The organism is Demequina aurantiaca, from assembly GCF_050598105.1.
GTDB lineage: Bacteria > Actinomycetota > Actinomycetes > Actinomycetales > Demequinaceae > Demequina > Demequina aurantiaca_A.
The window spans coordinates 2,329,258-2,352,779 of the sequence record NZ_CP192436.1; the positions used below are offsets into that span (position 1 = coordinate 2,329,258).

At 65.9% G+C, this 23,522-nt stretch carries 21 protein-coding genes; 11 read left to right on the forward strand and 10 right to left on the reverse strand.

Translation table 11 applies throughout. The annotated features are described in order from the left end of the window. Positions 1 to 49: 49 nt before the first annotated feature. From ACQU6B_RS10580 to ACQU6B_RS10610, 7 genes are all read right to left on the reverse strand, one after another. On the reverse strand, positions 50 to 1,342 hold the full coding sequence (locus tag ACQU6B_RS10580; RefSeq protein ID WP_430867514.1) for a citrate synthase: 1,293 nt from the start codon (positions 1,340 to 1,342) through the stop codon (positions 50 to 52). Positions 1,343 to 1,396: 54 nt separating this feature from the next. Further along, positions 1,397 to 2,518 carry a succinyldiaminopimelate transaminase gene (dapC, locus tag ACQU6B_RS10585; RefSeq protein WP_430867515.1) on the reverse strand — a complete coding sequence of 374 codons (1,122 nt, stop codon included), beginning with the start codon at positions 2,516 to 2,518 and terminating at the stop codon, positions 1,397 to 1,399. A gap of 12 nt (positions 2,519 to 2,530) precedes the next feature. Continuing rightward, on the reverse strand, positions 2,531 to 2,851 hold the full coding sequence (gene fdxA, locus ACQU6B_RS10590) for a ferredoxin (protein ID WP_430867516.1): 321 nt from the start codon (positions 2,849 to 2,851) through the stop codon (positions 2,531 to 2,533). A 92-nt stretch (positions 2,852 to 2,943) separates the two neighbouring features. Further along, the gene (locus tag ACQU6B_RS10595) at positions 2,944 to 5,409 is read right to left on the reverse strand and encodes a VanW family protein (protein ID WP_430867517.1); all 2,466 of its coding nucleotides are present in this window, start codon (positions 5,407 to 5,409) and stop codon (positions 2,944 to 2,946) included. After that, entirely contained in the window at positions 5,393 to 5,752 is a 360-nt protein-coding gene (locus tag ACQU6B_RS10600; protein ID WP_430867518.1) for a hypothetical protein, read from the reverse strand. Before ACQU6B_RS10600 ends, ACQU6B_RS10595 begins: the two co-directional genes overlap by 17 nt. A 102-nt stretch (positions 5,753 to 5,854) precedes the next feature. Further along, on the reverse strand, positions 5,855 to 7,753 hold the full coding sequence (gene typA, locus ACQU6B_RS10605) for a translational GTPase TypA (protein WP_430867519.1): 1,899 nt from the start codon (positions 7,751 to 7,753) through the stop codon (positions 5,855 to 5,857). Between the two features lie 246 nt (positions 7,754 to 7,999). Further along, a complete protein-coding gene (locus tag ACQU6B_RS10610) occupies positions 8,000 to 9,136 on the reverse strand; it encodes an EamA family transporter (RefSeq protein ID WP_430867520.1) in 1,137 nt (378 codons plus the stop codon). 78 nt (positions 9,137 to 9,214) lie between these two features. Between ACQU6B_RS10610 and ACQU6B_RS10615 the strand changes: the two genes are divergently transcribed. The 4 genes from ACQU6B_RS10615 to ACQU6B_RS10630 are packed head-to-tail and all read left to right on the forward strand — an operon-like array spanning position 9,215 to position 12,208. Beyond that, entirely contained in the window at positions 9,215 to 9,748 is a 534-nt protein-coding gene (locus ACQU6B_RS10615) for a CGNR zinc finger domain-containing protein (RefSeq protein WP_430867521.1), read from the forward strand. Positions 9,749 to 9,763: 15 nt separating this feature from the next. After that, positions 9,764 to 9,889, forward strand: coding sequence for a hypothetical protein (locus ACQU6B_RS10620; protein ID WP_430867522.1), 126 nt, complete (start codon positions 9,764 to 9,766; stop codon positions 9,887 to 9,889). Positions 9,890 to 9,939: 50 nt separating this feature from the next. Further along, a complete protein-coding gene (locus tag ACQU6B_RS10625) occupies positions 9,940 to 10,173 on the forward strand; it encodes a heavy-metal-associated domain-containing protein (RefSeq protein ID WP_430867523.1) in 234 nt (77 codons plus the stop codon). 43 nt (positions 10,174 to 10,216) lie between these two features. Continuing rightward, positions 10,217 to 12,208, forward strand: a complete 1,992-nt coding sequence (locus tag ACQU6B_RS10630) for a heavy metal translocating P-type ATPase (protein ID WP_430867524.1) — start codon at positions 10,217 to 10,219, stop codon at positions 12,206 to 12,208. Here ACQU6B_RS10630 and ACQU6B_RS10635 read toward each other — a convergent pair. Together ACQU6B_RS10635 and ACQU6B_RS10640 are read right to left on the reverse strand one after the other, a co-directional pair. Beyond that, positions 12,139 to 12,867 (reverse strand): Crp/Fnr family transcriptional regulator, encoded by a 729-nt coding sequence (locus tag ACQU6B_RS10635; protein WP_430867525.1) that lies wholly within the window; start codon positions 12,865 to 12,867, stop codon positions 12,139 to 12,141. The two genes, ACQU6B_RS10630 and ACQU6B_RS10635, sit on opposite strands and share 70 nt — an antisense overlap. Before the next feature lie 105 nt (positions 12,868 to 12,972). Beyond that, positions 12,973 to 14,418, reverse strand: a complete 1,446-nt coding sequence (locus ACQU6B_RS10640) for a helix-turn-helix domain-containing protein (RefSeq protein WP_430867526.1) — start codon at positions 14,416 to 14,418, stop codon at positions 12,973 to 12,975. 118 nt (positions 14,419 to 14,536) lie between these two features. Between ACQU6B_RS10640 and ACQU6B_RS10645 the strand changes: the two genes are divergently transcribed. The 5 genes from ACQU6B_RS10645 to ACQU6B_RS10665 all read left to right on the forward strand — a co-directional run bounded on the left by ACQU6B_RS10645 (position 14,537) and on the right by ACQU6B_RS10665 (position 21,799). Then, positions 14,537 to 16,396, forward strand: a complete 1,860-nt coding sequence (locus ACQU6B_RS10645) for a phosphoenolpyruvate carboxykinase (GTP) (RefSeq protein WP_430867527.1) — start codon at positions 14,537 to 14,539, stop codon at positions 16,394 to 16,396. Between the two features lie 92 nt (positions 16,397 to 16,488). Beyond that, the gene (locus ACQU6B_RS10650) at positions 16,489 to 17,706 is read left to right on the forward strand and encodes a low temperature requirement protein A (protein WP_430867528.1); all 1,218 of its coding nucleotides are present in this window, start codon (positions 16,489 to 16,491) and stop codon (positions 17,704 to 17,706) included. Positions 17,707 to 17,794: 88 nt separating this feature from the next. Next, positions 17,795 to 18,247, forward strand: coding sequence for an iron chaperone (locus ACQU6B_RS10655; protein ID WP_430867529.1), 453 nt, complete (start codon positions 17,795 to 17,797; stop codon positions 18,245 to 18,247). A gap of 149 nt (positions 18,248 to 18,396) precedes the next feature. Then, complete coding sequence (locus ACQU6B_RS10660) at positions 18,397 to 19,458, forward strand: hypothetical protein (RefSeq protein WP_430867530.1); 1,062 nt, start codon at positions 18,397 to 18,399, stop codon at positions 19,456 to 19,458. A gap of 277 nt (positions 19,459 to 19,735) precedes the next feature. Beyond that, the gene (locus ACQU6B_RS10665) at positions 19,736 to 21,799 is read left to right on the forward strand and encodes a hypothetical protein (protein WP_430867531.1); all 2,064 of its coding nucleotides are present in this window, start codon (positions 19,736 to 19,738) and stop codon (positions 21,797 to 21,799) included. Positions 21,800 to 21,904: 105 nt separating this feature from the next. Here the strand turns inward: ACQU6B_RS10665 and ACQU6B_RS10670 are convergent, their stop codons facing one another. Continuing rightward, entirely contained in the window at positions 21,905 to 22,264 is a 360-nt protein-coding gene (locus ACQU6B_RS10670; protein ID WP_430867532.1) for a zinc ribbon domain-containing protein YjdM, read from the reverse strand. A 170-nt stretch (positions 22,265 to 22,434) separates the two neighbouring features. Here ACQU6B_RS10670 and ACQU6B_RS10675 point away from each other — a divergent pair, with 170 nt between their 5' ends. Together ACQU6B_RS10675 and ACQU6B_RS10680 are read left to right on the forward strand one after the other, a co-directional pair. Next, entirely contained in the window at positions 22,435 to 22,908 is a 474-nt protein-coding gene (locus ACQU6B_RS10675) for a hypothetical protein (RefSeq protein WP_430867533.1), read from the forward strand. 69 nt (positions 22,909 to 22,977) lie between these two features. Then, entirely contained in the window at positions 22,978 to 23,484 is a 507-nt protein-coding gene (locus ACQU6B_RS10680; RefSeq protein ID WP_430867534.1) for a hypothetical protein, read from the forward strand. Positions 23,485 to 23,522 lie beyond the last annotated feature (38 nt).

The window sequence follows — 23,522 nt, forward strand, 5'->3', positions numbered from 1 at the left end:
CGCCAACCCCATGGGGCCGTCGGGCGCGTGAGCGTCGAGAGTCTGCGGACTAGCCGCGCTCTCCAATAGGAACGTAGGTGCGGTCGGTCTCACCCGTGTAAATCTGACGGGGACGGCCAATCTTGTTGCGAGGGTCGTTCATCATCTCGCGGTAGTGAGCGATCCAGCCCGGCATGCGGCCCAGCGCGAACAGCGGCGTGAACATCGGCGTGGGGAACCCCATCGCCGAGTAAAGCAGGCCGGTGTAGAAGTCGACGTTGGGGTACAGCTTGCGCTCGATGAAGTACTCGTCGCTCAGCGCGATCTCCTCGAGGCGCTTAGCCATATCGAAGGTCTCGTTGTTGCCACCGAGGTCAGCCAGAACCGTGTCGGCCACCTTCTTGACCTCCGCCCCGCGGGGGTCGTACGACTTGTAGACGCGGTGCCCGAAGCCCATGAGGCGTGCGCCCTCAACCTTGTTCTTCACATCGGAGACGAACTGCTCGACTGAGCCGCCGGACGCCTTGATGTTGTCGAACATCTTGAGAGCGGCCTCATTCGCACCGCCATGCAGCGGCCCGGAAAGGGCGCCGATGCCGGCGGATACCGCGGCGTAGATGTTCGCCTGCGAGGAGCCGACCATGCGCACCGTCGACGTCGAGCAGTTCTGCTCGTGGTCCGCGTGAAGCATCAGCAGGAGGTCGAGCGCCTTGCGCACGGTGGGGTCGATGTCGAGTTCGCCCGATGCCGGCGAGAACGCCAGGCGCATGAACTCGTCGACGTACTTGCCGCCGGGGCGAGGCTCAATGAGCTCACCGCCCGTCGCGCGGCGCTGTAGGTAGGCCACGACCGTCGCGGACTTCGCGAGGAGGAGGACCGTCGCGAGCTCGAGTTGTTCCTCGGAGCGACCGACGGACTCGGGGTAGAACGTCGACAGCGCGGAAATCGCGCCGGACAGGACCGCCATGGGGTGCGCGTCGCGCGGGAAAGCGTTGAGGAAAGACTTGATGCCCTCGTGCACGTGCATGTGCCGGCCCACACGATTGCTCAGCGCATTGAGCTGATCCTCGGTGGGGAGCTCGCCATGAATCAGCAGGTAGGCGGTCTCGAGGAAGTTGGAGCCACCAGCGATCTGCTCGATCGGGTAGCCGCGGTACTTGAGAATCCCCGCGTCGCCGTCGATGTACGTAATCGAACTCTCACACGCAGCGGTGTTCATGAAGCCGGGGTCCATCGTGACCAACCCGGTGTCGTTGAGAAGCGTCGGGATTGCGAGCCCGTCATTGCCAATCGTCGAGCGTTCAATACCCAATTCGCGCGAATTTCCGTCGACAATCAGCCGAGCGTCTACAACCTGTGCCATTAACAACCTCCGCGTGCGCCACCGGCGCCATTGTCCGTTCGCTTTGTCGCCAGTTTACCTGGCTTTGACGATTCTACGAGCCGCCGCGTTGATCCGCTCATCGGTCGCCGTGAGCGCGATTCGCACGTAATTTGCGGCCGCTTCCCCGTAGAACTCGCCAGGTGCCGCGACTATTCCGTGATCGGCCAGGAAATCTAGTGTTTGCCAGCAGTTTTCGTCACGCGTGGCCCATAGGTAGAGCCCGGCGTCGGACGATTCCACGCGGAAGCCTGCGGCCAAGACCGCCTTCAGGAGGACCTCGCGTCGCGCGCCGTAAATCGCTCGCTGCACCTCGACGTGAGCGTCGTCACCCAGCGCCGCGACCATCGCCGCCTGCACCGGCGCCGGCACTATCATCCCTGCGTGCTTGCGCGTTTCCAGCAGCCCCGCGATGACCCGCGGGTCACCGGCAGTGAACGCCGCGCGATACCCGGCAAGGTTCGATTGCTTGGAAAGCGAGTACACGGCGAGCAGCCCGTCGTGCGAGCCCGCGCACACCGCCGGATCCAGGATCGACGCGACACCGTCCCGGACGTACTCCTCGCCCCATGGCAGCTCCGCATAGCATTCGTCGGAGGCCACCACGGCGCCGATGGCGCGCGCCGCCGTCACCACGTCGGCGAGATACTCGCGACTCGCCACGGCACCAGTAGGGTTTGACGGCGAGTTAACCCAGACGAGCTTGACCGCCGGATTGTTTGCCCAGTCCGCCACCGCATCGGCCGCGAGGGGCGTAGCGCCCGCGAGACGTGCCCCGACGTCGTACGTGGGGTAGGCGGCGGTGGGGTGAACGACGACGTCGCCCTCCCCCAGGCCCAATAGCCCAGGCAGAAGCGCCACCAGCTCCTTGGAACCCATGGTGGGCAACACCGCGGCCGGATCAATACCTGGCACTGAGCGCCGACGCGCAAACCACGCCGCGATCGCCTCGCGAAGAGCCAGCGTCCCGTGCGTCGTCGGGTAGCCCGGGGCGTCGCTGGCCGCGGCCAGCGCCTCGCGAACCACCACGGGCGTGGGGTCGACAGGGGTGCCGACGGACAGGTTGACGATGCCGTCAGGGTGCGCTGAGGCGCGCTCAATGTACGGAGTCAGCGAGTCCCATGGAAAGTCGGGAAGTGAGCCGGGGTGCAAGCCCATGAAGTCGGCTGCTTAGCCGTTCTGGGGCGGAAGCGCCTTGATGATGTCGTGATCGTGCTCGATCAGGCCCATCTTCGCCGCGCCACCGGGCGAGCCGATCTCCGAGAAGAACTCGACGTTTGCCTTGTAGTACTCGGCCCACTTGTCGGGGGTGTCGTCCTCGTAGTAGATGGCCTCCACGGGGCACACTGGCTCGCAGGCGCCGCAGTCGACACACTCGTCGGGGTGGATGTAAAGGCTACGTTCGCCCTCGTAGATGCAGTCCACGGGACACTCGTCGATGCATGCTTTGTCCTTGACGTCGACACAGGGCAAGGCAATGACGTAGGTCACGTTGGCTCCTCCTACAGATTTAGTACGAACACTCGCCATCATACAAGCGAACTGGCGCCGCATGGTGCCTGGCGATCATCCAGCGAAACTTGCTACTTGCACTCGATCTTGTTGTCCGGCAGGTACGTCCAGGTGTCGGTGGTCTTATCGACCTGTTCGCCCTTGAGGAAGACCGTGCGCGTGTTGGAAATGGTGAAACCCGCGGATCCGCCGCCACTCGGCTGGCAGTCCGCGCGGTCGAGCTCAACGGTGGTGGGCTGAACCACGTTGGACCGTGGCGACGCGTAGGTCGTGACCGTGTAATACGGGGTCGACCAGATGTCCACGTAGAGACTGTTGTTCTTGACGTAGCTGCTCATCACGGCGGCGTAGGGAGTGTCGTTCTCGAAGACCATATTGATCTGGCCCGTATAGATGGTCGACTCGCGACCGGCCGGGTAACGCGTGAAGTACTTCGAGTGCGGGCGGTGAGTGATGTCCTTGTAGCCCGCGAAGTAGCCGGCGTTGTACGTAGTGGTTGCCATCTGCGACAGCCCCCCGCCGATGCCGTCCTGGAGTATCCCGTCGACGATCACGTGAGCTGGGAAAAAGCCGTCTTCGAGAGTGATGGGGGTGAGCGCATCGGTAAGGTCAAACTCGTCATTGGGGAGGATCACGACGCCGCTGACCTTCTCAGCTCCGCGCACCAAGTTCTTAGTACGGACTGGCTCCGGGGTGAGGGGCGTCGAGAACGACGACACGACTTCCTTCAGATCCGCCAGGCCTAGGCCCTCCGACGTAATCTCCGGCTGCACGGCACGGTAGGCCATGGGGCCGGAACGATCCGCGGCCATAGCCGCGTCCACGAGCGCCTGACCCATATTCACCCCGTCCAGGGCCGCGCCCGGCTCGCCCTCCGAGGTCACGAGCTTGTGGTTCGTATCGAAGGAGACCGTGGCGTCCACCGGATCTGTTTCGAGTTCCGGGTCTGCCTCGATCATCGTTGCCGCGAGGGCGGGACCGTCAGCCACGATCTCGAGGCGAGAGCCATCCGGCATGACCGATAGGTACTGCGCGAACTCGGCCGGCTCAAGCACCACGTCGCCGTTGGGGCCCGTGAGCGTGACCGCGGAGGTCAGCACCGTCTGGTTGAGGGTCTGCACCGTCCGGTCCGCCTCGTGGTCCGGGACGGTGGCGTCGGCAACAACTACGGCCGCTTCAATCTGAGACTGCGCGGGCCACTGCGCCACGATGCGATCCGCGGTGTCGTCGTGGTCGACAGTCACCGACGGCACGCCAGCGACGGTTGTCGCGGTGGTCCCCTCGATGGAGACCGCCGCGTTCGCGTCCGCCGTATCTAGTTGCACCGAAGCGCTGTTAATTGCCGTATCCATCGCGACGTCGTCAACCACCACGACCGGTGCGAGCTCGCTGGTGCCAAAGAGGTGTGCGAACAACTCGGAAGGGTTAAGGGTGAAGCCGACTGCCGAGTCGACCATCGCCGCGGTATCAATGCTGAGACCGGCCTCGCTCGGCACCAGGGTGGTGGTGCCGTTCTCGGTTGTCAGCGTGATCGGAGCGGCCACCGTGGCTAGAGCGGCGTCGTCCAACGCGTCGGTCGCCTCTTCGACGCCCATCCCGCCGATGTCTACGCCCAGCGCCTCTGTATTGGAGGACACGTGGCCACTGGAGTAAGCCGCGAAGGCGTAGTACGCCCCGCCCAGGATGATTACGAGCAGGAGCGCGACCCAGGGCCACCTGCGGCGCTTGGTCCGCTTGCCTGTGCCATCAAGGTCCTCGACGATGGTCGCCTCAAGGTACGTCTCGCCATTGGGGGTGTACTGCTGCGGGTCCAGGTCTGGGACAGTGTCCATGACCATCGTGGCCTCTTGCGCAGAGGAGGAGTGGTCGACCGCCGTCGCGCCGGGCGCGTGCGCGTCGACGATCTCTGCCTCAGCGAACTCTGCTTCGGCAAACTCGGAGTCAGCCGGCGAATCTTCCAGTGCCGCCTCTGGCGCATCCTCAGGAGACTCAGGTGGCGTGGCACCATCTACGCCGATGCCCTGGTCCGAGGGCGCATCATCCACGTCCCGCGTACCTGCTAGGGCCGCCGCGGCAAGCGCGGTCCTACTGTCGCTGTCAAGCTCCTCCTCGGTGGAGGAATCGTCTGCGATCGCGACGGGTGCGGGCTCCGCGGTCTCGGAATCGTCGGCCTCTGGTTCGTTGGTCTCTCGCAAGAACTCCGGGACGCGCGCGAACACGACGGTGTCGGTCGAGGCTTCGCCCTCAGCGCCCTCAGCATCGGCGTCGGGAAGCGCCGATTCGTCCTGGTCGGCGTCCGCACCGGCATCGGTACCCGCATCCGCATCGGAAGCGGTCTGCGCGGGAGACTCGTCGCCTACCTCTGGGGCCCCATCGATCGGGATCTGAGGGACCTCCTCCGCCTGGGCGGCCCCGGCATCGGCCGTAGCGGCGCGCTTATCCGCACGCTTGCGAAGCGAGCGATGCGCACTACTCTTGCGCTTCGCTTCCTCCTGCTTCTTGGCGAGGGCACGTTCCGCATCACGCTGTCGCGACATCAACTCTCCCAAACAAAACGTGGCGCGGGATCAGGCAGACGACGATGACCGCCGTCGTGCCGCCGATCAGCCAGGCGTAGCCAAGGCTATCCGTCGCAATGAGCAAGGACCCACCCGGGCCCTCCATCGACAACACGTACGTCGCCACGGCCCAGACCCCGGCGAAGACGCCGATTCCGCTCCAGTCCTTCCACGCCCGCGCGAAAACAGTCGCGGAAAGCATCAGGACGATGCACAGGGCCACGCCGAAAGGAGGAATCGAGCGGTAGGCGGTGGCGCCCACGAGCGCGACGACCAACCCCACGACCCCGAGAACGACGTAGGCGAGGACGGAGCGGATCATGTGTCCCAGGATAAGCGTGAACCGTGGCTATCGACGACAACGCGGCGACGACTTGTCACGTTTGTGACAGTCGCCGCCGCATTATCAGACGGTGATGAGGTGCTAGTTGTCGCGCTTGGCCTTCGAAGCGGTGCGAGCGCGCTCGTTGGCCGCCAAGATGACCTTGCGGATGCGGGTCTTCTCCGGCGTCACCTCGACGCACTCGTCCTCGCGGGCGAACTCGAGGCACTCCTCGAGCGTCAGGTGGCGCGGGGGCGTCAGGTTCTCGAAGGAGTCAGACGAGGCTGCACGCATGTTGGTGAGCTTCTTCTCCTTCGTGATGTTGACGTCCATGTCCTCGTTGCGCGAGTTCTCGCCGACGATCATGCCCTCGTAGACCTCCGAGGTGGGGTCGACGAAGAACGAGCCACGCTCCTGCAGGTTGATCATCGCGAACGGCGTCACGACGCCCGAGCGGTCCGCCACCAGCGAGCCGTTGACACGGAACTCGATGAAGCCGGCCCACGGCTCGTAGCCGTGCGCGATGGACGATGCGATGCCGGTTCCGCGCGTGTCGGTGAGGAAGATGGTGCGGAAGCCGATGAGGCCACGGGCGGGCACGACGAACTCCATGCGGACCCAGCCGGTGCCGTGGTTGGCCATGTTTTCCATGCGACCCTTGCGGGCTGCGAGGAGCTGAGTGACTGCGCCGAGGTGCTCTTCGGGTACGTCGATGGTGAGGTGCTCCATCGGCTCGTGACGCTTGCCGTCGATCTCCTTGGTGACAACCTGCGGCTTGCCGACCGTGAGCTCGAAGCCCTCGCGACGCATCTGCTCGACCAGGATCGCGAGCGCAAGCTCGCCACGGCCCTGGACTTCCCAGGCGTCGGGGCGCTCGGTCGCGAGCACGCGGAGCGAGACGTTACCGACGAGCTCCTTGTCGAGGCGGTCCTTGACCTGGCGTGCCGTGACCTTGGCACCCTTGACACGGCCGGCGAGCGGCGACGTGTTGATACCGATGGTCATCGAGATGGCCGGGTCGTCGACCGTGATGAGCGGCAACGGGCGGGGGTCGTCGACATCGGTCAGGGTCTCGCCGATGGTGATTCCCTCGATACCTGCGACGGCGACGATGTCACCGGGGCCGGCGGACTCCGCGGGGACGCGGGTCAGACCCTTGGTCTCGAGGAGCTCGGTGATCTTGACGTTCTTCATGGTGCCGTCGGCACGTGCCCAGGCGACGGTCTGGCCCTTGGTGATGGTGCCGTTGAAGACACGCAGCAGCGCGAGGCGACCGAGGAACGGGCTTGCGTCGAGGTTGGTGACGTGGGCCTGAAGCGGCGCGCCCTCCTCGTACGACGGCGCGGGGATGGTGTCCATGATGACCTTGAACAACGGCTCGAGGTTTTCCTCGACGGGCAGTTCGCCATCACCGGGCTGATCGATGCTTGCGCGACCGGCCTTGGCCGATGCGTAGACGACGGGGACTTCCAGCAGGGTGTCGATGTCGAGGTCGGGGACCTCGTCCTCGAGGTCCCCCGCGAGACCCAGCAGCAGGTCGTGGGTCTCCTCGACGACCGCGGCGATGCGCGAGTCGGGGCGGTCGACCTTGTTGACGACGATGATGACGGGCAGCTTGGCCGCGAGCGCCTTACGAAGAACAAAGCGAGTCTGAGGCAGCGGACCCTCGGATGCGTCGACGAGGAGCACAACGCCGTCAACCATCGACAGGCCGCGCTCGACCTCGCCACCGAAGTCAGCGTGACCCGGGGTGTCGATCACGTTGATGGTGACGCCACCCTCGATGGAGTGCGCGCCAACGTAGCGAATCGCCGTGTTCTTGGCGAGGATCGTGATGCCCTTTTCGCGCTCGAGGTCGCCGGAGTCCATCGCGCGATCCTCAACGTGCGCGTGGTCGCCGTAGGCGCCACCCTGCACGAGCATCGCGTCAACAAGGGTCGTCTTACCGTGGTCAACGTGCGCCACGATGGCAACGTTGCGCAGGTCTGAGCGCAAGGGCATAGAAAACTCGATTCAAAGATTGGGGGGCCGGACCCTCATGGGCCAGCACTCCAGTCTAGCGGAATTGTGCCAGTTAGGGGAGCCCGCTTCGAGTTCCCCCGGTCCAATCCCTCTCAGACGCCCGGACAGGGGCCCGCGCCCCTGCTATATGGGATCCATGATTGATGAGATCCGGGGTAAAGGGATAGCCACGGTTCCGGCGAGTGTGGGCCACCCCACTCCTTGGCTACGCTGGCGCACCTACCGCTAGACGGGGACAGGGACCACCGGGTCGGTGACGGCGCGCCTACGCTTACCGCGCGGCTTCTCGCCGACCTTGACCAGCACCACCCCGGCGAGCACGAATGCTGCGCCACCAATCTGCATCGGCAAGGGCGCCTGGCCGAGCAGCAACCACGCGAACATGGCGGCTGCGATGACCTCCGTGAGCGCGACGAACGATCCCAGGCGCGAGCCCAGGCGGCGCGTGGCCGCGATGCCGGTCACGTAGGACAAGGCACCGGTGATCACTCCGAGCACCAGTAGCACCGCCCACCACGGGGCGGCGAACGTGACGAACTGCACGTCGCCGAAGCCGACGGCCATCGGCAGCACGCCGATGAGCGCGGCCGCGCTGAGGACCACCAGTGCCACCAGCAGTCCGCCTGCCGCGAGCGTCATAGGCGGAAGCCCGTTGCTCTCGTCGCCAGAAATAACAAAGTAAACCGCGGCGCCCACCATCGCACCGAGCGCCCAGCCCACACCGACCAGGGAGATCCGGCCGCCGCCGAGGACGTCGAGCAGCAGCACCAGGCCGAACGCCGCGACGCCCGCACCCATCACCGTCATAGAGGAGGGACGCGCGCCTTGGCGAACCCACAGCCACAACACCACCGCGACGGGGGCGGTGTATTCAATGAGGAGCGCGACGCTCACGTCGAGGTAGCCGATCGCGAGGAAGTAGCAGAGCTGAGCGCCGGCGACGGCGAAGACGCCGTACGCGACAACCGTGCCGATGCTGCGCTTGAGCAGGCCCCAGCGTCCGCGCAGAGCGAGGATGCCCGGCACGATCAGCACGACGGTCGCGATCGCGACGCGCGCAATGGTCGCGGCGCCTGCGGTCCAGCCCAGGTCCATCAGGCCGCGCGCGAGGCTGCCCGACAGCCCGAACGATGCCGAAGCGACGAGCGCGAACAGTAGGCCCGACTTGAGGCGCGCTCGTGCGACGCCCTCTGACGCGACGAAGAGTGCGCCGGCGACGTCTCCGATGGGCGCGGGGGCCGTCGGAGTGGCGACGCCACCGGTCGCGGGGGCCGTCGCGGGGGCGACGCCACCGGTCGCGGGGGCCGTCGCGGGGGCGACGCCAGGAGTTCGGACGACACTCGTGGAGATGGGGGAAGTCATGGTCGCCTCCTTTGTGGCGTCATTAGTAAACCTGCTCTTGGCTCATTACCGTAATGGCTCGAGTGGTAATGTGTCAACATGGCTTTTGCAAATGACACACTCGAGGCGCTGGAGTCCGGGGTGCTGCTCTCAAACTCCGAGCTCGAGCCCGACACCCTGACCACCATGGATGAGCTCGTGGAGTTCTTCGACGGCTTCAAATACACGGGCTCGCGGCCCTCGGCAACGGACCTCGAGGAGGTCCGCGCGATCCGCTCCACGCTGCGCGCGCTATTCACCGCGACCCGCGACGGGGCGGTCCCCCTCGTCAACAAGGTCCTCGCCGACCAGTCGGCGCTGCCTCAGTTGGTGCGTCACGGCGAGGTGGACTGGCACACCCACGCCACGAGCGACGACCGCCCGCTCGCGGAGCGGATCCTGGTGGAGTCGGCCATGGCCATGGTGGACGTCATCCGCGCTGACGAGATGAGCCGCTTTGACCGCTGCGAGATGGAGGACTGCGACGGAATAGTCCTGGACCTGTCGCGCAACCGCTCGCGCAAGTACTGCTCCACCACCTGCACCAACCGCGCCGCGGTCACCGCCTACCGCGCCCGCCAGGCCGACGAATAGCACCGCGCGGCCATTGTGATCAGGCGCGTCTACGACGATTCGGTCGGCGGCGCAGCCGATGCCGTGGCCCCAGACGCCCACCCGGAACAGATTCTGGGGATCTTGATCCACGTCAAGGCGTCGCTCATCACCTCTACGTAGGTTGGCAATTACCGGCCCATCAGGGCTAGCCAACACCGAGAGGATCGATCATGACCACCCCGACCACCACCAAGACCATCCTGCGGGCCGAGGGCTTCTCTTGCCCTTCCTGCGCCGCCAAGATCGAGAAGCGGGTGGCCCGCCTGGACGCCGTGCAAGCAGTGAAGGTCCACTTCGCCTCCTCGCGCATCGAGGTCGACCATGACGCGGCGCGAACTAGTGTCGAGGACCTCGTGGCCGCCGTAGCCAAGGCTGGCTTCACCTCCCACCCGTCCGCCTTCTGAGCCGCTCGCAGACCACCGTGGCGCGAAGGGGGAATCACTCGAGATGAGCGACATCAAGACTTGGATGCGCGGCCCGTGGGCCGTGCCGATTGGCTCGGGGGCGGCGATCCTCGCATCGTTCGCCGCGGCACACCTGGTGACGTCGCGGTCGGTAGTGGCCTTGCCCTGGAGTGACGCGCTCATGATTGCGGCCGCCAGCATCGCCGGGATCCCGGTCATCCTGAAGGCCTCGCGCGCCCTCACAGCACGGGTGGTCGGCATCGACCTACTGGTTTCGATCGCGGCCATCGGAGCGGTCGCCATCGGTAACTATTGGGAAGCCGCTGCGGTGACCTTCCTGTTCGCGGTCGGTCACGCATTGGAGTCCGCGACCCTCAACAAGACTCGCTCGGCCCTGGCCGAACTGGTCGCGGTTGCCCCTGACATCGCCATCGTGATGCGCCATGGTCTACAGGTTGAGGTGCCCGCGGGCAGCGTCGCCAACGGAGAGACGGTGCTGGTCAAGAACGGCGCCAAGGTTCCCGTGGATGGGGTGGTCACCGGCGGCACCGGCGCGTTGGATGAGGCGTCGATCACCGGGGAATCCATGCCTGCCCATAAGACCTTGGGCGACACCGTCTTCGCGGGCACTATCAGCACCAGCGGATTCCTTCAGGTCAGCGCGACCGGGGTAGGCGCGGACACCACGCTCGCGCGAATAATCCACCGCGTCGAGGAGGCCCAGGATGCCAAGGCAAAGACCCAAGCGTTCATGGACCGCTTCTCGGCTTGGTACACGCCCGCCATCATCGCCCTCGCCGTGATTCTGGGACTCGCCACCCGAGACATAGTGCTCGCCCTCACCCTGCTCGTGATCGGCTGCCCCGGCGCCCTGGTCATCTCAATCCCGGTGTCCATCGTGGCCGGTATAGGCCGTGGCGCCAAGGACGGCATCCTGATCAAGGGCGGGGAGTTCCTCGAAACCTCTGCGCGGATCGACGCCGTCTGCGTCGACAAGACCGGCACACTAACCGAGGGCCACCCGCGGCTCACCGACGTCTTCTCGCTCGACCCGGCGTGGGATCGCGACGACGTGTTGCGCATTGCCGCTCAGGCAGAGGCGGGGTCCGAACACCCCCTCGCGCGGCCCATCCTCGACGCGGCCGCCCAAGCGGAGCTCGGAACGATCGGACTCCCCGAGCACACCGAGCCGATGCCGGGCAAGGGCATCGTCGCAACGGTTGACGGACACCGCGTCGCCGTGGGCAACATGGCGCTCATGGCCTCCGAAAGCGACAGCGGGGCTCACTACGACGCGGCGCTCGTGCGCGTCGATGCGCTCTCGGGTGCCGGCCGCACCCCCATGGCGGTCGCGTGGGACGGGCAGATCATCGGCATCGTCGCGGTCGCGGATGAGATCAGGGCCGATGCGGCTGAGATGGTGCGGCGCCTGCACGGAGCGGGCGTCAAGAAAGTAGTGATGCTGACCGGCGACATCGAACGCGTCGCCCGCGCCGTAGGCGACCAGGTGGGCGTGGACGAGGTGAGGGCCGGCCTGCTCCCCGAGGGCAAGCTGGAGGCAGTCGCAGAATTGCAGAGTCAGGGCTACACCGTCGCCATGGTGGGCGACGGAGTCAACGACGCGCCAGCGTTGGCCACCGCCGACATCGGCGTGGCCATGGGAGCGGCCGGGAGCGGCGTGGCGATTGAGACAGCCGACATCGCCCTGATGAGGGACGATCTTCTCAAACTCCCGCAAGCGATCGCGCTGGCAAGGCGCACCGTCAACAACATGCGCCAGAATATCGCCGTGGCGTTGCTGACTGTGGTTACGCTACTGGCTGGCGTACTCTTCGGCGGCGTCACGATGGCGGTCGGGATGCTCGTCCACGAACTCTCCGTGCTGGTGGTGATCGCCAACGCGATGCGCCTGTTGCGCGACCGAGGCGCGAACTTAGCCAAGAATCGCGAGCAACAAGGCTCTGGTCAGTCCCGCCCCGCCAGCCTCATCAAGCCATCGGGATCGATCAGCACGATGTCTCCCGAGCCATCCTGATCGATAACACCCGAGTCCTGCAGCCGGCGTAGTTGTCTGCTCAGGGACTCGGGGGTGGTGTCGAGCAATGAGGCGATGTCCTTCTTGGCCAGCGGGAGTTCAACGTGAAGCCGCCCCTCCCGACGCGCCCCGGGCAGCGAGAGTAGGTAGCGCGCCAGCCTCGAGCTCACATCACTAGAGATCGCGGCCGCCAACCGCTTCTCGGTTTGCCCTAGCCTCCGGCTCACTTCTTGCAGCATCCGCAGCCCGATGCTCGGGTGTTGCTCCACCAGTCGGCCCAGGTCCGCGTGACGAAAAAGGCACAGGCTGCCAGCCGCGATCGCGGTGGCGAAGTGGTCTGGTTGGCCTCCAAGTAAGAAAGCCGACTCCCCCACAAAGTCCCCGGGCCCCAGCACGCGCACAATCTGCTCGTGGCCCTCCTCGTTGATGCGCGAGAGTTTCAGTTGCCCGGTGTGCACCACCATCATCTGCGAGGCGTCTGAGCCCGCGGCATAGAGCAGTTGGCCCTTGGCGATGGGCGTGGGCCGAGCTACGCGGGCGACCTCCAATTGCGCCTGCCTATCGAGGGCCTGAAACAACGGAACCCGGGCGACGCACAGGTCGCCGTCGCGGTCCGGACTGGCCACCGCGCTGATAGGCAGCGGTGCATGGTCATTCACGAATATTCGCCTCCAGAGCCCAGTATCGCCCACTCAGGTAAATGCCTAGGCAAGTGAGCCACGGCTGCGGCCCGGCCCCCGCATCGGCCGGCAACTATGTGGCCGCTACGAAACCTCGCCGTCGTCACCGGCGTGAGCCTCGAGGAACTCGTACAGCTCGCGATCGTCGACGCCTGGGTACGTGCCGTGCGGCAGCGGAGAAAAGATATGCGCGTGGACGCGGGCGCTGGCCCAGGCCTGACCCGCCCATCGCTGAGACAGGTCGTCGTCGGGGCGACGGCAGCAGTTCAGATCCGGGCAGCGAGACGAGACCCGATGCGGCGACTCGCGACCCCGGAACCACTTGGACTCCCGGTAGGGCACTCCGAGCGTGATCGCGAACTCCTCGTTGGTGGCCCTGCCCGTCTGGGTCGACTCGAAGAATGTGCCCTGCGGCGTATCCGTGTATTGATAGTGCTCGGTGGTGCGCGTGGTGCGTCCCAGGGCCTGGCGCGCGCTCCAGTACCGGCACACGATCTCGCCCTCCGTGGAACCCGTCGCGTCTAGCGGCAGCGGCAGCCCGTCGTTCTCGTAGGCCCGCACCACTGCGCCGTCGCCGCTTACCCGCAGGCAATGCAGGCGGATGCCGAGGTGCTCGGTCGCCAGGTTGGTGAACCGCAGGGCGGCCGCCTCGTGAGTGACCCCAAAGGCGTCGCGGAAGTCCTCGATCGCGATCGCGCGCTCGTCCTTGGCCCGCTGCAGAAAATCAACCGACGCCCGGCGCGGCATCAGGCAGGCCGCGGCGTAGTAGCTGGCCTCAAGGCGCTGGCGCAGGAAGTCGCGGTAGCTGCCCGGCGCCTCGTGCCCGAGCACCACGTGCGCGACCGCCTGGAGCGCGAGCGAACGCAGCCCGTGACCGCCGGGAATCGAGGCCGGCGGAATGTAGATGCGGCCGTTCTCCAGGTCCAGCACCGAGCGCGCGGAGTGGGGAAGGTCGTCCACGTGAATGATGGACAGGCCAACGCGCGCGGCCATCTCCGCCACCGTCCGGTGGGTGAGGGCCCCGGCGCTGTGCCCGACCGCGGCCGTCGACTCGTCCGCGAGCGCCTCGATGTCCGGCAGGTAGTTGTTCTGCCCGCGCAGCCACCACCGCATCTTGGTATTGGCCCGCCTGGCCTCCTCCGGAGTCGCGATCGCGAGCCGGGCGCGGCGGTCCAGTTCCCGATGCAGGCCGACTATTGCCCGCAGCGTCTCGTCGCTCATTCCCCTAGCCGCCTTGATGGCCGGGAGCCCCAGCTCGCGATACGCCGAGTTTGTCTGCGCCCGATGCAGGTCGAGCTCGAGCGCCGCACGCTCAGTGGGAGGGCTGTCGTCGAGAAGGTCTGCCACCGCAATCCCAAAGGTGCCCGCGAGCGCGCTGAGCACGGACAGTCGCGGCTCACGCTTGCCGTTCTCGATGAGCGAGAGCTGGCTGGGCGCCAGTCCGATTCGCTCGCTCACCTGGTCGAGCGTGAGGCCCGCCTGGGTGCGGAAGTGGCGGATCCGTAGGCCTAGCATCACCGTATCGGGCATGATCTTCTCGCAATCTAAAGAATTACCATTCTTTCGTTACAGACTGCCATAGGTCGACGCAAATTTCGCCGTAGCGTTCCATATAAGAGCGAATTCCCCAGCGAGCCAAGGAGTCCCCATGACCGCCACCGACGTCACCGCCCTCACGTTGCACCGCGCACCACGCACCGCCACCCCCTCCGTTGTGGCCTGGGTCGAGCGCATCGCGGAGCTCACCGAGCCGGACGCCATTCACTGGTGCGACGGCTCGCAGTCGGAGCGACAGCAACTCCTCGACGGCATGGTCGCAAGCGGCACGCTGACCCAACTGAACCCCGAACTGCGCCCCGGGTCCTACCTCGCGCGGTCCAACCCGGACGACGTGGCGCGCGTTGAGTCACGCACCTTCGTTTGCCCCGCAGACGAGGCCGACGCGGGACCCACCAACAACTGGGTCGAGCCCGCGCAGATGCGCGAGACAATGCGGGACGTCTTCGCCGGGTCGATGCGCGGGCGCACCATGTACGTGGTGCCGTTCGCGATGGGGCCGGTGGGCAGCCCCCTGGCACGCTACGGCGTCCAGGTCACTGACTCTCCCTATGTAGTGGCGAGCACCGGCATCATGACGCGCATGGGTTCAGCCGCGCTCGCCCGCATCTCCGAGAACACCCCCTGGGTGCCCGCCGTGCACTCGGTTGGCGCACCCCTCGCCACCGACGAGGCCGACGTGGCGTGGCCCTGCAACCCCACCAAGTACATCGTCCACTTCCCCGAGACGCGCGAAATATGGTCCTACGGCTCCTCGTACGGGGGCAATGCGATCCTCGCCAAGAAGGCGTTCGCCCTGCGCATCGCGTCCACGCTGTCGCGCTCCGAGGGCTGGATGGCCGCCCACATGCTGCTCCTCAAGGTGACCGATGCCAAGGGCACCGTTTCCCACGTCGCCGCCGCCTTCCCCAGCGCGTGCGGCAAAACCAACTTCGCGATGATGACGCCCAGCGTGGCCGGTATGAAGGTGGAGACCATCGGCGACGACATCGCGTGGCTCGCCCCCAATTCCCAGGGCCAGCTGCGCGCGATCAACCCCGAGGCGGGGTTCTTTGGAGTGGCCCCCGGCACCAGCGTCGACACCAACCCCATCGCGATCGAGACCCTGACTCACGACACGATCTTCACGAACGTGGCGCTGACGGACGAGGGCGACGTGTGGTGGGAGGGCCTCACCCAGGAGACGCCCGCGCACCTGATCGACTGGAGGGGCGCCGACTGGACCCCCGAGTCCACCACGCCGGCCGCGCACCCCAACTCGCGCTTCGCCGTCTCCGCAGCGCAGTGCCCCACGATCGCCGACGACTGGGAGGCGCCCGAGGGCGTCGTGGTGGACGCCATCATCTTTGGCGGCCGGCGCGCATCCAACATCCCGCTCGTGGCGCAGGCCCGCGACTGGAAGCACGGGGTCTACATCGGCGCCACCCTGGCGTCGGAGCGAACCGCGGCCGCGGAGGGCACCCTCGGGGAGCTCCGCCGAGATCCCTTCGCGATGCTGCCCTTCGCCGGGCTCAACATGGCGGACCACTGGCAGCACTGGCTGGACCTGGGCGCGACGCTCGCGGCGACCGCCACTCCCCCGCCGATCTTCCAGGTCAACTGGTTCCGCAAGGGCGCCGAGGGAACGTTCCTGTGGCCGGGATTCTCGGAGAACTCGCGCGTGCTCGAGTGGATCCTCGCCCGCGCGCACGGCGAGGTGCCCGCGGACGCGAGCCCGTTCGGTTCCGTGCCGCGCGACGGCCAGATCGACTACGAGGCCGCCGGCATCGACCGCGGCGCCTGGGGTGAACTCTTCGCCCTGGACGGCGACTCACTGCGCGCGGAGGCGCGCGACACCGCCAACTACATCGACAGCATGGGGCCGCGCGTGCCCGAAGCGTTGCACGTCGAGCATCACCTCATGCAGGATCGCCTGGCAAACGTTCGCCGCAGGAGTTCAGGCGTGAGCTAGCGAGCGCGCGGCCCCACTTCTTCACCGTCTGAGGCAGCGACACCAACGATTCTCGGCCAGCGCCACGGCGACCCGGAACGTAATATGTGGGCATGGCCGATGGACCACCGCTGCGCTTTAGACTCACCGCCATGGTGCCGCGCGACGCGGACGAGGAAAACCGCGGTGCGGCGCCACTAGAGCTGTTCTTCGACCTGGTGTTTGTGGTCGCCGTGAGCGTCGCCGCGTCGAACCTGCACCACGCTATTGCCGAGGGTCACGGCGTCTCGGGCCTGCAAACCTACCTCTTCGCGTTCTTCGCGATCTGGTGGGGATGGATGAACTTCACGTGGTTCGCCACCTCTTTTGCGAACGACGACTGGCTCTACCGGGTACTCACGTTCATCCAAATGGGAGGGGTGCTGGTTCTCGCCGCCGGCATCGATCTCGCGTTCTCCGAGCAGAACTACGCCTTGCTCGTCTCGGGTTACGTGGTGATGCGCATCAGCATGGTCGCGCTGTGGCTACGCGCGTCGCGGCGCGCAGGTGAACTGCGCGAGACCACGTTCATCTACGCGATCGGAATCGGCGCGACGCAGGTGTTGTGGGTGCTCTGGCTGCTTGTGCCGCAGTCTCCCTGGTCAGTTGCAGTAGTGCTCGTGTTGATTGCCGCGGAGCTCGCGGTGCCAGTCGTGGCCGAGCGCCAGGCATCCACACCTTGGCACCCGCATCACATCACGGAGCGCTACGGCCTCTTCACCATCATCGTGCTGGGAGAGAGCCTGCTCGCGTCCGCGAACGCCATCATCGAAGCCCTCCATGCCGGCGAAGCTCTGACCGAGCTGATAGCGCTCGCGGTGCTGACGCTCGTCGTTACCGCCTCGCTGTGGTGGATCTACTTCTGGCCACCCCATCATCGCGAGATCGGCACCTTGGCCCGCTCGCTCAGGTACGGCTACGGACACTACATAGTGCTCGCGGCCGCAGCCACGGTGTCCGTCGGGGTAGAGGTCGAGATCGATGCCATCACCGGCGAAACCTCGATGAGCGAAGTGGCCGCTTCGCTCGTGATTGCGGTGCCGATCGCCATCTTCATTCTCGCGATCTGGTGGATCGCGTTGCGCGAGAGCGCTGACCGCACGGTGAACATCGCCGTGCCGTCCGCCGCCCTCCTGGTCCTCCTTGACCCCGTGCTACCCATTCCCATCGCGATCACGTCGCTCGTCCTCGTCGCGCTTGTCGTCCTGTTGGTGCGCCACCCGCCCATCGACCACTCGGATGAGCGCGGGCACATCACCGGCGACGACTCTCCCGTAGGCGCGCCCGAGTGACCCGCCGCCGCATCGGGCGACCACCAGTGCTGCCTGCCGATGCTGCGGAGATCGTGCGTGCCGCTTACGCGAGTGATTGACTGTCCATATGGAGACTTCGGGCACAAAGAAAGGCGGCTTCTCCGACGACGAGAAGGCCGCGATGAAGGAACGCGCGGCCGAGGCCCGTCGCGAGGCGAAGCAAGCAAAAGGCGCTGCGTCGAAGGCCGCGGACCTGCAGACCTGCCTAGACAAGATCGCGTCCATGGAGCCCGCCGACCGGGTTCTCGCACAAAAGGTGCACGCCATCGTCACCGCCACCGCGCCCGACCTGTCGCCGAAGACCTGGTACGGGATGCCCGCATACACCGATGCCGACGGCAAGGTGGTGTGCTTCTTCAAGGACGCGGCGAAGTTCAAGTCGCGCTTCTGCACGCTGGGCTTCGAGGACGCCGCGAATATCGACGACGGATCGATGTGGCCCACCAGCTACGCAATTATCGCGATCGGGGACGCCGAGGCGAAGGCCATCACCGCGCTCGTGAAGAGAGCCGCGAGCTAGGCAACCAGTTCGACAATGGCCGCACCTGAGTGCCGCCTCGGGCCAACTGGCGGGCCCGTAGTGGACTCAAGCGACCGTTACCGCCTAGGGTAGTGCTAGCCGCGATGCCAAAGCAGCTGTTTTCACGCGCCCTAAGGAGAATGGACAACATGAAGATCACACGAATCGGGGCGCTCGCGCTCGCTGGCAGCCTTGTGCTCGTACCGCTCGCCGCACTGCCGTCATCCGCCGCGACGGCAGACGACCTCACCTTCAGCTCGGGCACTGTCGTTCCAGGCGAGTCAATCACGGTCACCACGATGTTTACGGCGTCCGCTGGCGATGTCACCGACGGAACGCAAATCTATATTGAAGGATGGACGCCGTATCCCACCGGCATCACCTTTACGGACGTCCAATCGGACGCCGCTGCTGGTGTTGCGGCATGTGCCCCATCTCCTAGCGATGACGCAGCAATCTGCGACTGGTCGCCCTCCGCCGCCGGCGAAATGCTGACGATGACTGCCACCCTGCACGTTCCCGCGGATAACTCCTTCGGCGAGTATAGGATCCGCGCTTCTTCCTCCGCAGAGGTAGAAGACAATAAAATCGATGGATACCTCTACGTCATCGGTGGGGCCGTTCCACAAATCGAGACTGACCCCTCCACCACGGAACCAGGCACGACCGCAACGGCGACGGCCACCTTCACGGCCACGACGACGGGGCCGTTCTGGGTTACCGTCCACCTCGACGGCACGGATGGCAACGGCACGCTGACGGCGCCTACTAGCGTGGACGCCACGCTCACCGATTGCTCGCTATACAACTCAGGCACCTCCTATATCTGCACCTGGACTCCAGCAGCCGCGGGAGACCAAGTCACCATGGTTGCGCCCATCAACGTCGCGGCCACCGCGGCCGATGGAGACACGTGGAACGTCAAGGCCTGCGCCACGTTCCCCTTTGAGTCCGACGAGTCGGACGAGTCAGACGACGACTCCGTGTGCGACACCATGGCGTTCGGCATCGCCGTGGCGGTCGACCCGACCCCGACGCCGACCCCGACCCCGACCCCGACGCCCACTCCGGCCACCCCCGAGACCGATAGCGGTAGCAGCGCCGAACTGGCCGAGACCGGCGCCGCGACTGGCGGTCTGGCCGTCATCGCGTTCGCGCTGGTGGCCGGCGGCTTTGTGCTCATCAGGAGCCGTCGCTCGACGCACCAGTAAAAAGAAGACGAGAACGGCGCTTTGCCCTCCACTGACGGGGGGGGGTAAGGCGCCGTTCTTCGTTGCAGCGCAACACGTCTACATTCTGACCGTAGCGACCCGTTCGGCCGAATGGCGCAAGTAAGCCGAGCACACGCTCGCCAACGACCGGCAGCTCGACCCCCTGGCCGGGGCGTACGGGCCAGTCTCCGCCCCGGAGACCACGACAATTGTCGAGGCACCCCCCAACGCCCTCTGTGTCGCTAGAATCGTGAAAAATACTGGAGAGGTCCACCTAATGATTAAGAAGCCCATGATCGCGCTCGGCGTCGTCGCCGTCCTGATCACCATCTTCGCCGTGGCCCTCGTCAGCGCCGTCCAACTACTCTTCCCGCGCGACATGCCTTTCGGCATCACGGAGTCCTCTCCCGTCGTGGAAGCGGTGCAGAAGGACTACGACCTCGACATCATCACGTACGACAGCGAGTCCGATCTGAAGGCCGCCGCCGAGCGAGGCGACCTCTACGGCGGCTACATCGTTGGTACCGACTCCGACACCTTGATCACGGTCCCCGCCAAGAGCTTCTTCGGCGAGATCCTGGTGGTGGCCGGGTTCGAGAAGGCTGCCCAGAGCGTGAGCCAGGAGTTCACCACCACCGCTATAGCCCCGCTACCCCTGGCGGACCGGACCGGCGGCATGGTCGGTCTGCTTCTGCTGCCCACCCTGATGGCTGGCTACCTGATCGCATCGCTGCTTTACTCGGCCACCAAGTCGGCAACGACCCAACGCCGTATCGCCTACATTGTTGGCTTCTCCGCGATGATCGCCGTCACGACCTGGGTGATCGCAGCCCCAGTGCTCAACGCGATTCCGGTGTCGGACACTCTTGCGCTGATTCCCGCCTTCTTCCTTGTCGCCCTCGCGGTCGGCTTCTCGGCGGTGGCGCTGCAAGCAATCTTCGGCTCTGCCGGATCCCTTCTTGCGGCCCTGCTCTTCATCATCATCGGCGGAGCGGGGGCTGGCGGCGGTGGCATCGCGCTGCTGCCCACCTACTGGCAGGCGCTCGGCAACCTGTTCCCGCCGCGCCACGCGGTCGAGCTCTACCGCAACATCCTGTACTTCGGCGGCAATAACATCATCTTGCCCATCGCGGTGCTGTCCCTGTACGCGGTGCTCGGCCTGGCCATCATCCTCGTCAAGACTCGCCGCGACACGGCTGCCGCGATTGCTGCTAGCGCGACCTTGGACGCCGACGATTCCGCGGTGACCACCACGGCTGTGGACGCGGACGCTTCGGCCCCCGCTGCTGCGGATGCCCCCGCGGCCGCGCCGAAGTCTGGCGGTTACGACCGCAAGGTCGTCCTCGTTCCCGCCGTGCTCGCGTTCATCCTGACCGGGTTCTTCGCGCTCAACTACACGAGTTCGGGTCACGAGCCCATCGCCCTCAACATGCCGTTCGGAGTTGTCGGCTCATCCGACATCATTGATGCCGCACAGGGCCCACTGCTCTCACTCGACGTCATCACCTATTCCGACGAGCAGGCGGCCACGGACGCCATCGACCGCGGCGAGATCTACGGGGCTTTTATCTCCACCAGCTCTCCCGCGGAACTGATGGTCGTGCCGACGCTGAGCGACATCGCGCCGCTGGACCTCGCCAACCAGATCAAGGCCGCGGCAACCGCGTCCGGCGAAACGATCACCGTGAAGGCGGTCACCCCGACCGCGCTCGCCCCCAAGGACCCGTACGCGCTGGTGCTGGCCACCACGTTGACGGCGCTCCTCGTTGCCGGCTACATGTCCGCTTCGATGCTTACCAACACGGTGGGTTCCGCCTCCGGGCGCTGGCGCGGGCTGTGGCTCATCGGATTCTCGGTGGTCACCGCGCTCATGGTCTCCTCGGCCGTCACCTTCTGGCTCCAGGGCATTCCCACCAACTCGTTCCTTATCGCGTGGGCGATCATGACTCTCATCATCCTGGTGGTGGCGACCTTCACCGCGGTGCTCAGACGGGTCTTGGGACCCCTGGGGGTGGTCGTTACCTTGATTGTCATTCTGCAGTTCGGCAACCCCTCGTCGGGCGGATCAAACGGCGCCGCCTACCTGACCGGCTTCTGGAACCAGGTTGGTACGTACCTGCCGCCCCGCAACGACTTCCTGCTGCTGAGGAACACCATCTACTTTGGCGGCAACGGCACCACGCAGCCGCTCATCGTGCTGCTGTCGTACCTCGTAGTGTTCGGCGCGATCCTCTTCTTCCTCGACTGGTTCAAGTCGAAGGAACCCGTCATTACGGGGCTGACGGACAAGGACGCCGCTGGTGCAGCGAGCGTCGCTATCCCGGTGGGCCCGATCGCGTAAGGCCCGGCGGACACCGCAGCGCAGGTAGCGTGCTCGCGCCGCTGTTTGTTTATCCGTACTTTCCGACGGTGATCGGCAACACGATCACCGTCGGAAAACGGGTGGCTAGACCTTCTTGACCACGCTGGACTTGAGCTGCATCTGACCGAAGCCATCCACCTTGCAGTCGATGTCGTGGTCGCCAACGCCGTCGACGAGGCGGATGTTGCGCACCTTCGTGCCGACCTTGATCGACGTGGGGCTGCCCTTGACCTTGAGGTCCTTGACGATGCTCACGGTGTCGCCATCGGCGAGGGGCGTGCCGAACGCATCCTTGATGACGGACGCCTCCTGCTCGGCCGCGGCCGCAGCATCGGCCTCGCTCGGCGACCACTCGTGCCCGCACATCGGGCACACCAACAGGGCACCCATCTCGTAGGCGAGGTCACTGGAGCAGGCGGGGCAGAGCGGCAAAGCGTCAGGCATGGGGTCACTTTCAGGTCGGGGCGCTGGCTGCGCAGCAACCAATCTACTCCTGGGCTTGCCCGGTTTTATCGCGCCCGTTGGCTGCCGCTAGTTGTGGTGGCGACCCCACACGGGTTCGCTTAGCGATGCGCCGCGACCGTCACCGAGGGAGGCTGGTAGCGTCAGGAAGCATGAGACGTCAAGTGTTTTCCGCGGCCGTGATCGGGCTCAGCCTGGGTCTATTAGCCGCCTGTTCCCAGCCCTCGACGGAGGCCCAGAGCACGGTCTCAGCGCCGTCCCCCAGCGGCATACCCTCCTCGAGCACCACGGCCGATCCCGACAACGCCACCGCCGCCGAGCAACAGTTTCCCGATGTCCTCGCGGCGGAGCTCAGCCCCAGCGGGGATGGCTTCACCGTCGCGGTCACCATCTCGTCCCCGTACGACACCGCCGATCGCTACGCGGACGGGTGGCGGGTCCTGTCGCCAAGCGGCGAGGTGCTGGCCGAGCACCAACTGGGCCACGACCACGCCAGCGAGCAGCCCTTCACGCGCACGAGCAGCGCCTTCACCATTCCTGCTGAGATCGACGAGGTAGTGGTCGAGGGTCGCGATCAGGCGAACGGCTTCGGCGGCGAGACCGTCACGGTCGCGGTGCCTCGCTAGTTGACCGAACCCCACCCCGGCAGTGTCACCCTCACCCGCGACGGTTCATGTGGAACGGAGATTCACGCAATGACAGATGGAACCACGGAAATCGAGAATGCACCCCGGACATCCCCGCTGGTCCGTTCACGAGCGGGATGGCTGTTCTGGGCAACAGTCATGTGCACGGTGTTCTACGCGGCTGGCACCACGGCAAGTAGAAGCTGGTGCCTTGGAGGCGCCAACGCCAGCGGCGAGTACATCGATGCCGCGGGCGCCCCTACCGACTCCGCGCCGATGTGCGTCAACCTCACGCTCGGCCCGAGCGCGCAGGTCTTTCTCACGGTCGCGGTCATCGCCATATCCGCCTTGGTCTACGCGTACCTGCGACGCCACCGCGAGCGCGCTGCCGTGAACGCGCTCTTTGGCGCGACGATGGCGATCGTCGCAATCACCCTGGGGAGCATGGTGGTGGCCCAGGTGTGGTTCAGCCAGGTCTCGGGAAAGGGGTTGGACGAATCGGGCCACTACACAGGGACCTTGCCCTCCGTTGTCGCCGACACCACCATAGAGATCTCCCCCGCCGATGTGTCGTAGTTTCGCTCCCGGAACCCCCTCGGCCGGCGCCGCGCTGG

Coding starts and splice junctions, on each gene's coding strand:
- ACQU6B_RS10580 (WP_430867514.1), bottom strand. CDS start 1,342: ATGGCACAGGTTGTAGACGCTCGGCTGATTGTCGACGGAAATTCGCGC.
- dapC (WP_430867515.1), bottom strand. CDS start 2,518: ATGGGCTTGCACCCCGGCTCACTTCCCGACTTTCCATGGGACTCGCTG.
- ACQU6B_RS10595 (WP_430867517.1), bottom strand. CDS start 5,409: ATGTCGCGACAGCGTGATGCGGAACGTGCCCTCGCCAAGAAGCAGGAG.
- ACQU6B_RS10600 (WP_430867518.1), bottom strand. CDS start 5,752: ATGATCCGCTCCGTCCTCGCCTACGTCGTTCTCGGGGTCGTGGGGTTG.
- typA (WP_430867519.1), bottom strand. CDS start 7,753: ATGCCCTTGCGCTCAGACCTGCGCAACGTTGCCATCGTGGCGCACGTT.
- ACQU6B_RS10610 (WP_430867520.1), bottom strand. CDS start 9,136: ATGACTTCCCCCATCTCCACGAGTGTCGTCCGAACTCCTGGCGTCGCC.
- ACQU6B_RS10615 (WP_430867521.1), top strand. CDS start 9,215: ATGGCTTTTGCAAATGACACACTCGAGGCGCTGGAGTCCGGGGTGCTG.
- ACQU6B_RS10625 (WP_430867523.1), top strand. CDS start 9,940: ATGACCACCCCGACCACCACCAAGACCATCCTGCGGGCCGAGGGCTTC.
- ACQU6B_RS10630 (WP_430867524.1), top strand. CDS start 10,217: ATGAGCGACATCAAGACTTGGATGCGCGGCCCGTGGGCCGTGCCGATT.
- ACQU6B_RS10640 (WP_430867526.1), bottom strand. CDS start 14,418: ATGCCCGATACGGTGATGCTAGGCCTACGGATCCGCCACTTCCGCACC.
- ACQU6B_RS10645 (WP_430867527.1), top strand. CDS start 14,537: ATGACCGCCACCGACGTCACCGCCCTCACGTTGCACCGCGCACCACGC.
- ACQU6B_RS10650 (WP_430867528.1), top strand. CDS start 16,489: ATGGCCGATGGACCACCGCTGCGCTTTAGACTCACCGCCATGGTGCCG.
- ACQU6B_RS10655 (WP_430867529.1), top strand. CDS start 17,795: ATGGAGACTTCGGGCACAAAGAAAGGCGGCTTCTCCGACGACGAGAAG.
- ACQU6B_RS10660 (WP_430867530.1), top strand. CDS start 18,397: ATGAAGATCACACGAATCGGGGCGCTCGCGCTCGCTGGCAGCCTTGTG.
- ACQU6B_RS10665 (WP_430867531.1), top strand. CDS start 19,736: ATGATTAAGAAGCCCATGATCGCGCTCGGCGTCGTCGCCGTCCTGATC.
- ACQU6B_RS10670 (WP_430867532.1), bottom strand. CDS start 22,264: ATGCCTGACGCTTTGCCGCTCTGCCCCGCCTGCTCCAGTGACCTCGCC.
- ACQU6B_RS10675 (WP_430867533.1), top strand. CDS start 22,435: ATGAGACGTCAAGTGTTTTCCGCGGCCGTGATCGGGCTCAGCCTGGGT.
- ACQU6B_RS10680 (WP_430867534.1), top strand. CDS start 22,978: ATGACAGATGGAACCACGGAAATCGAGAATGCACCCCGGACATCCCCG.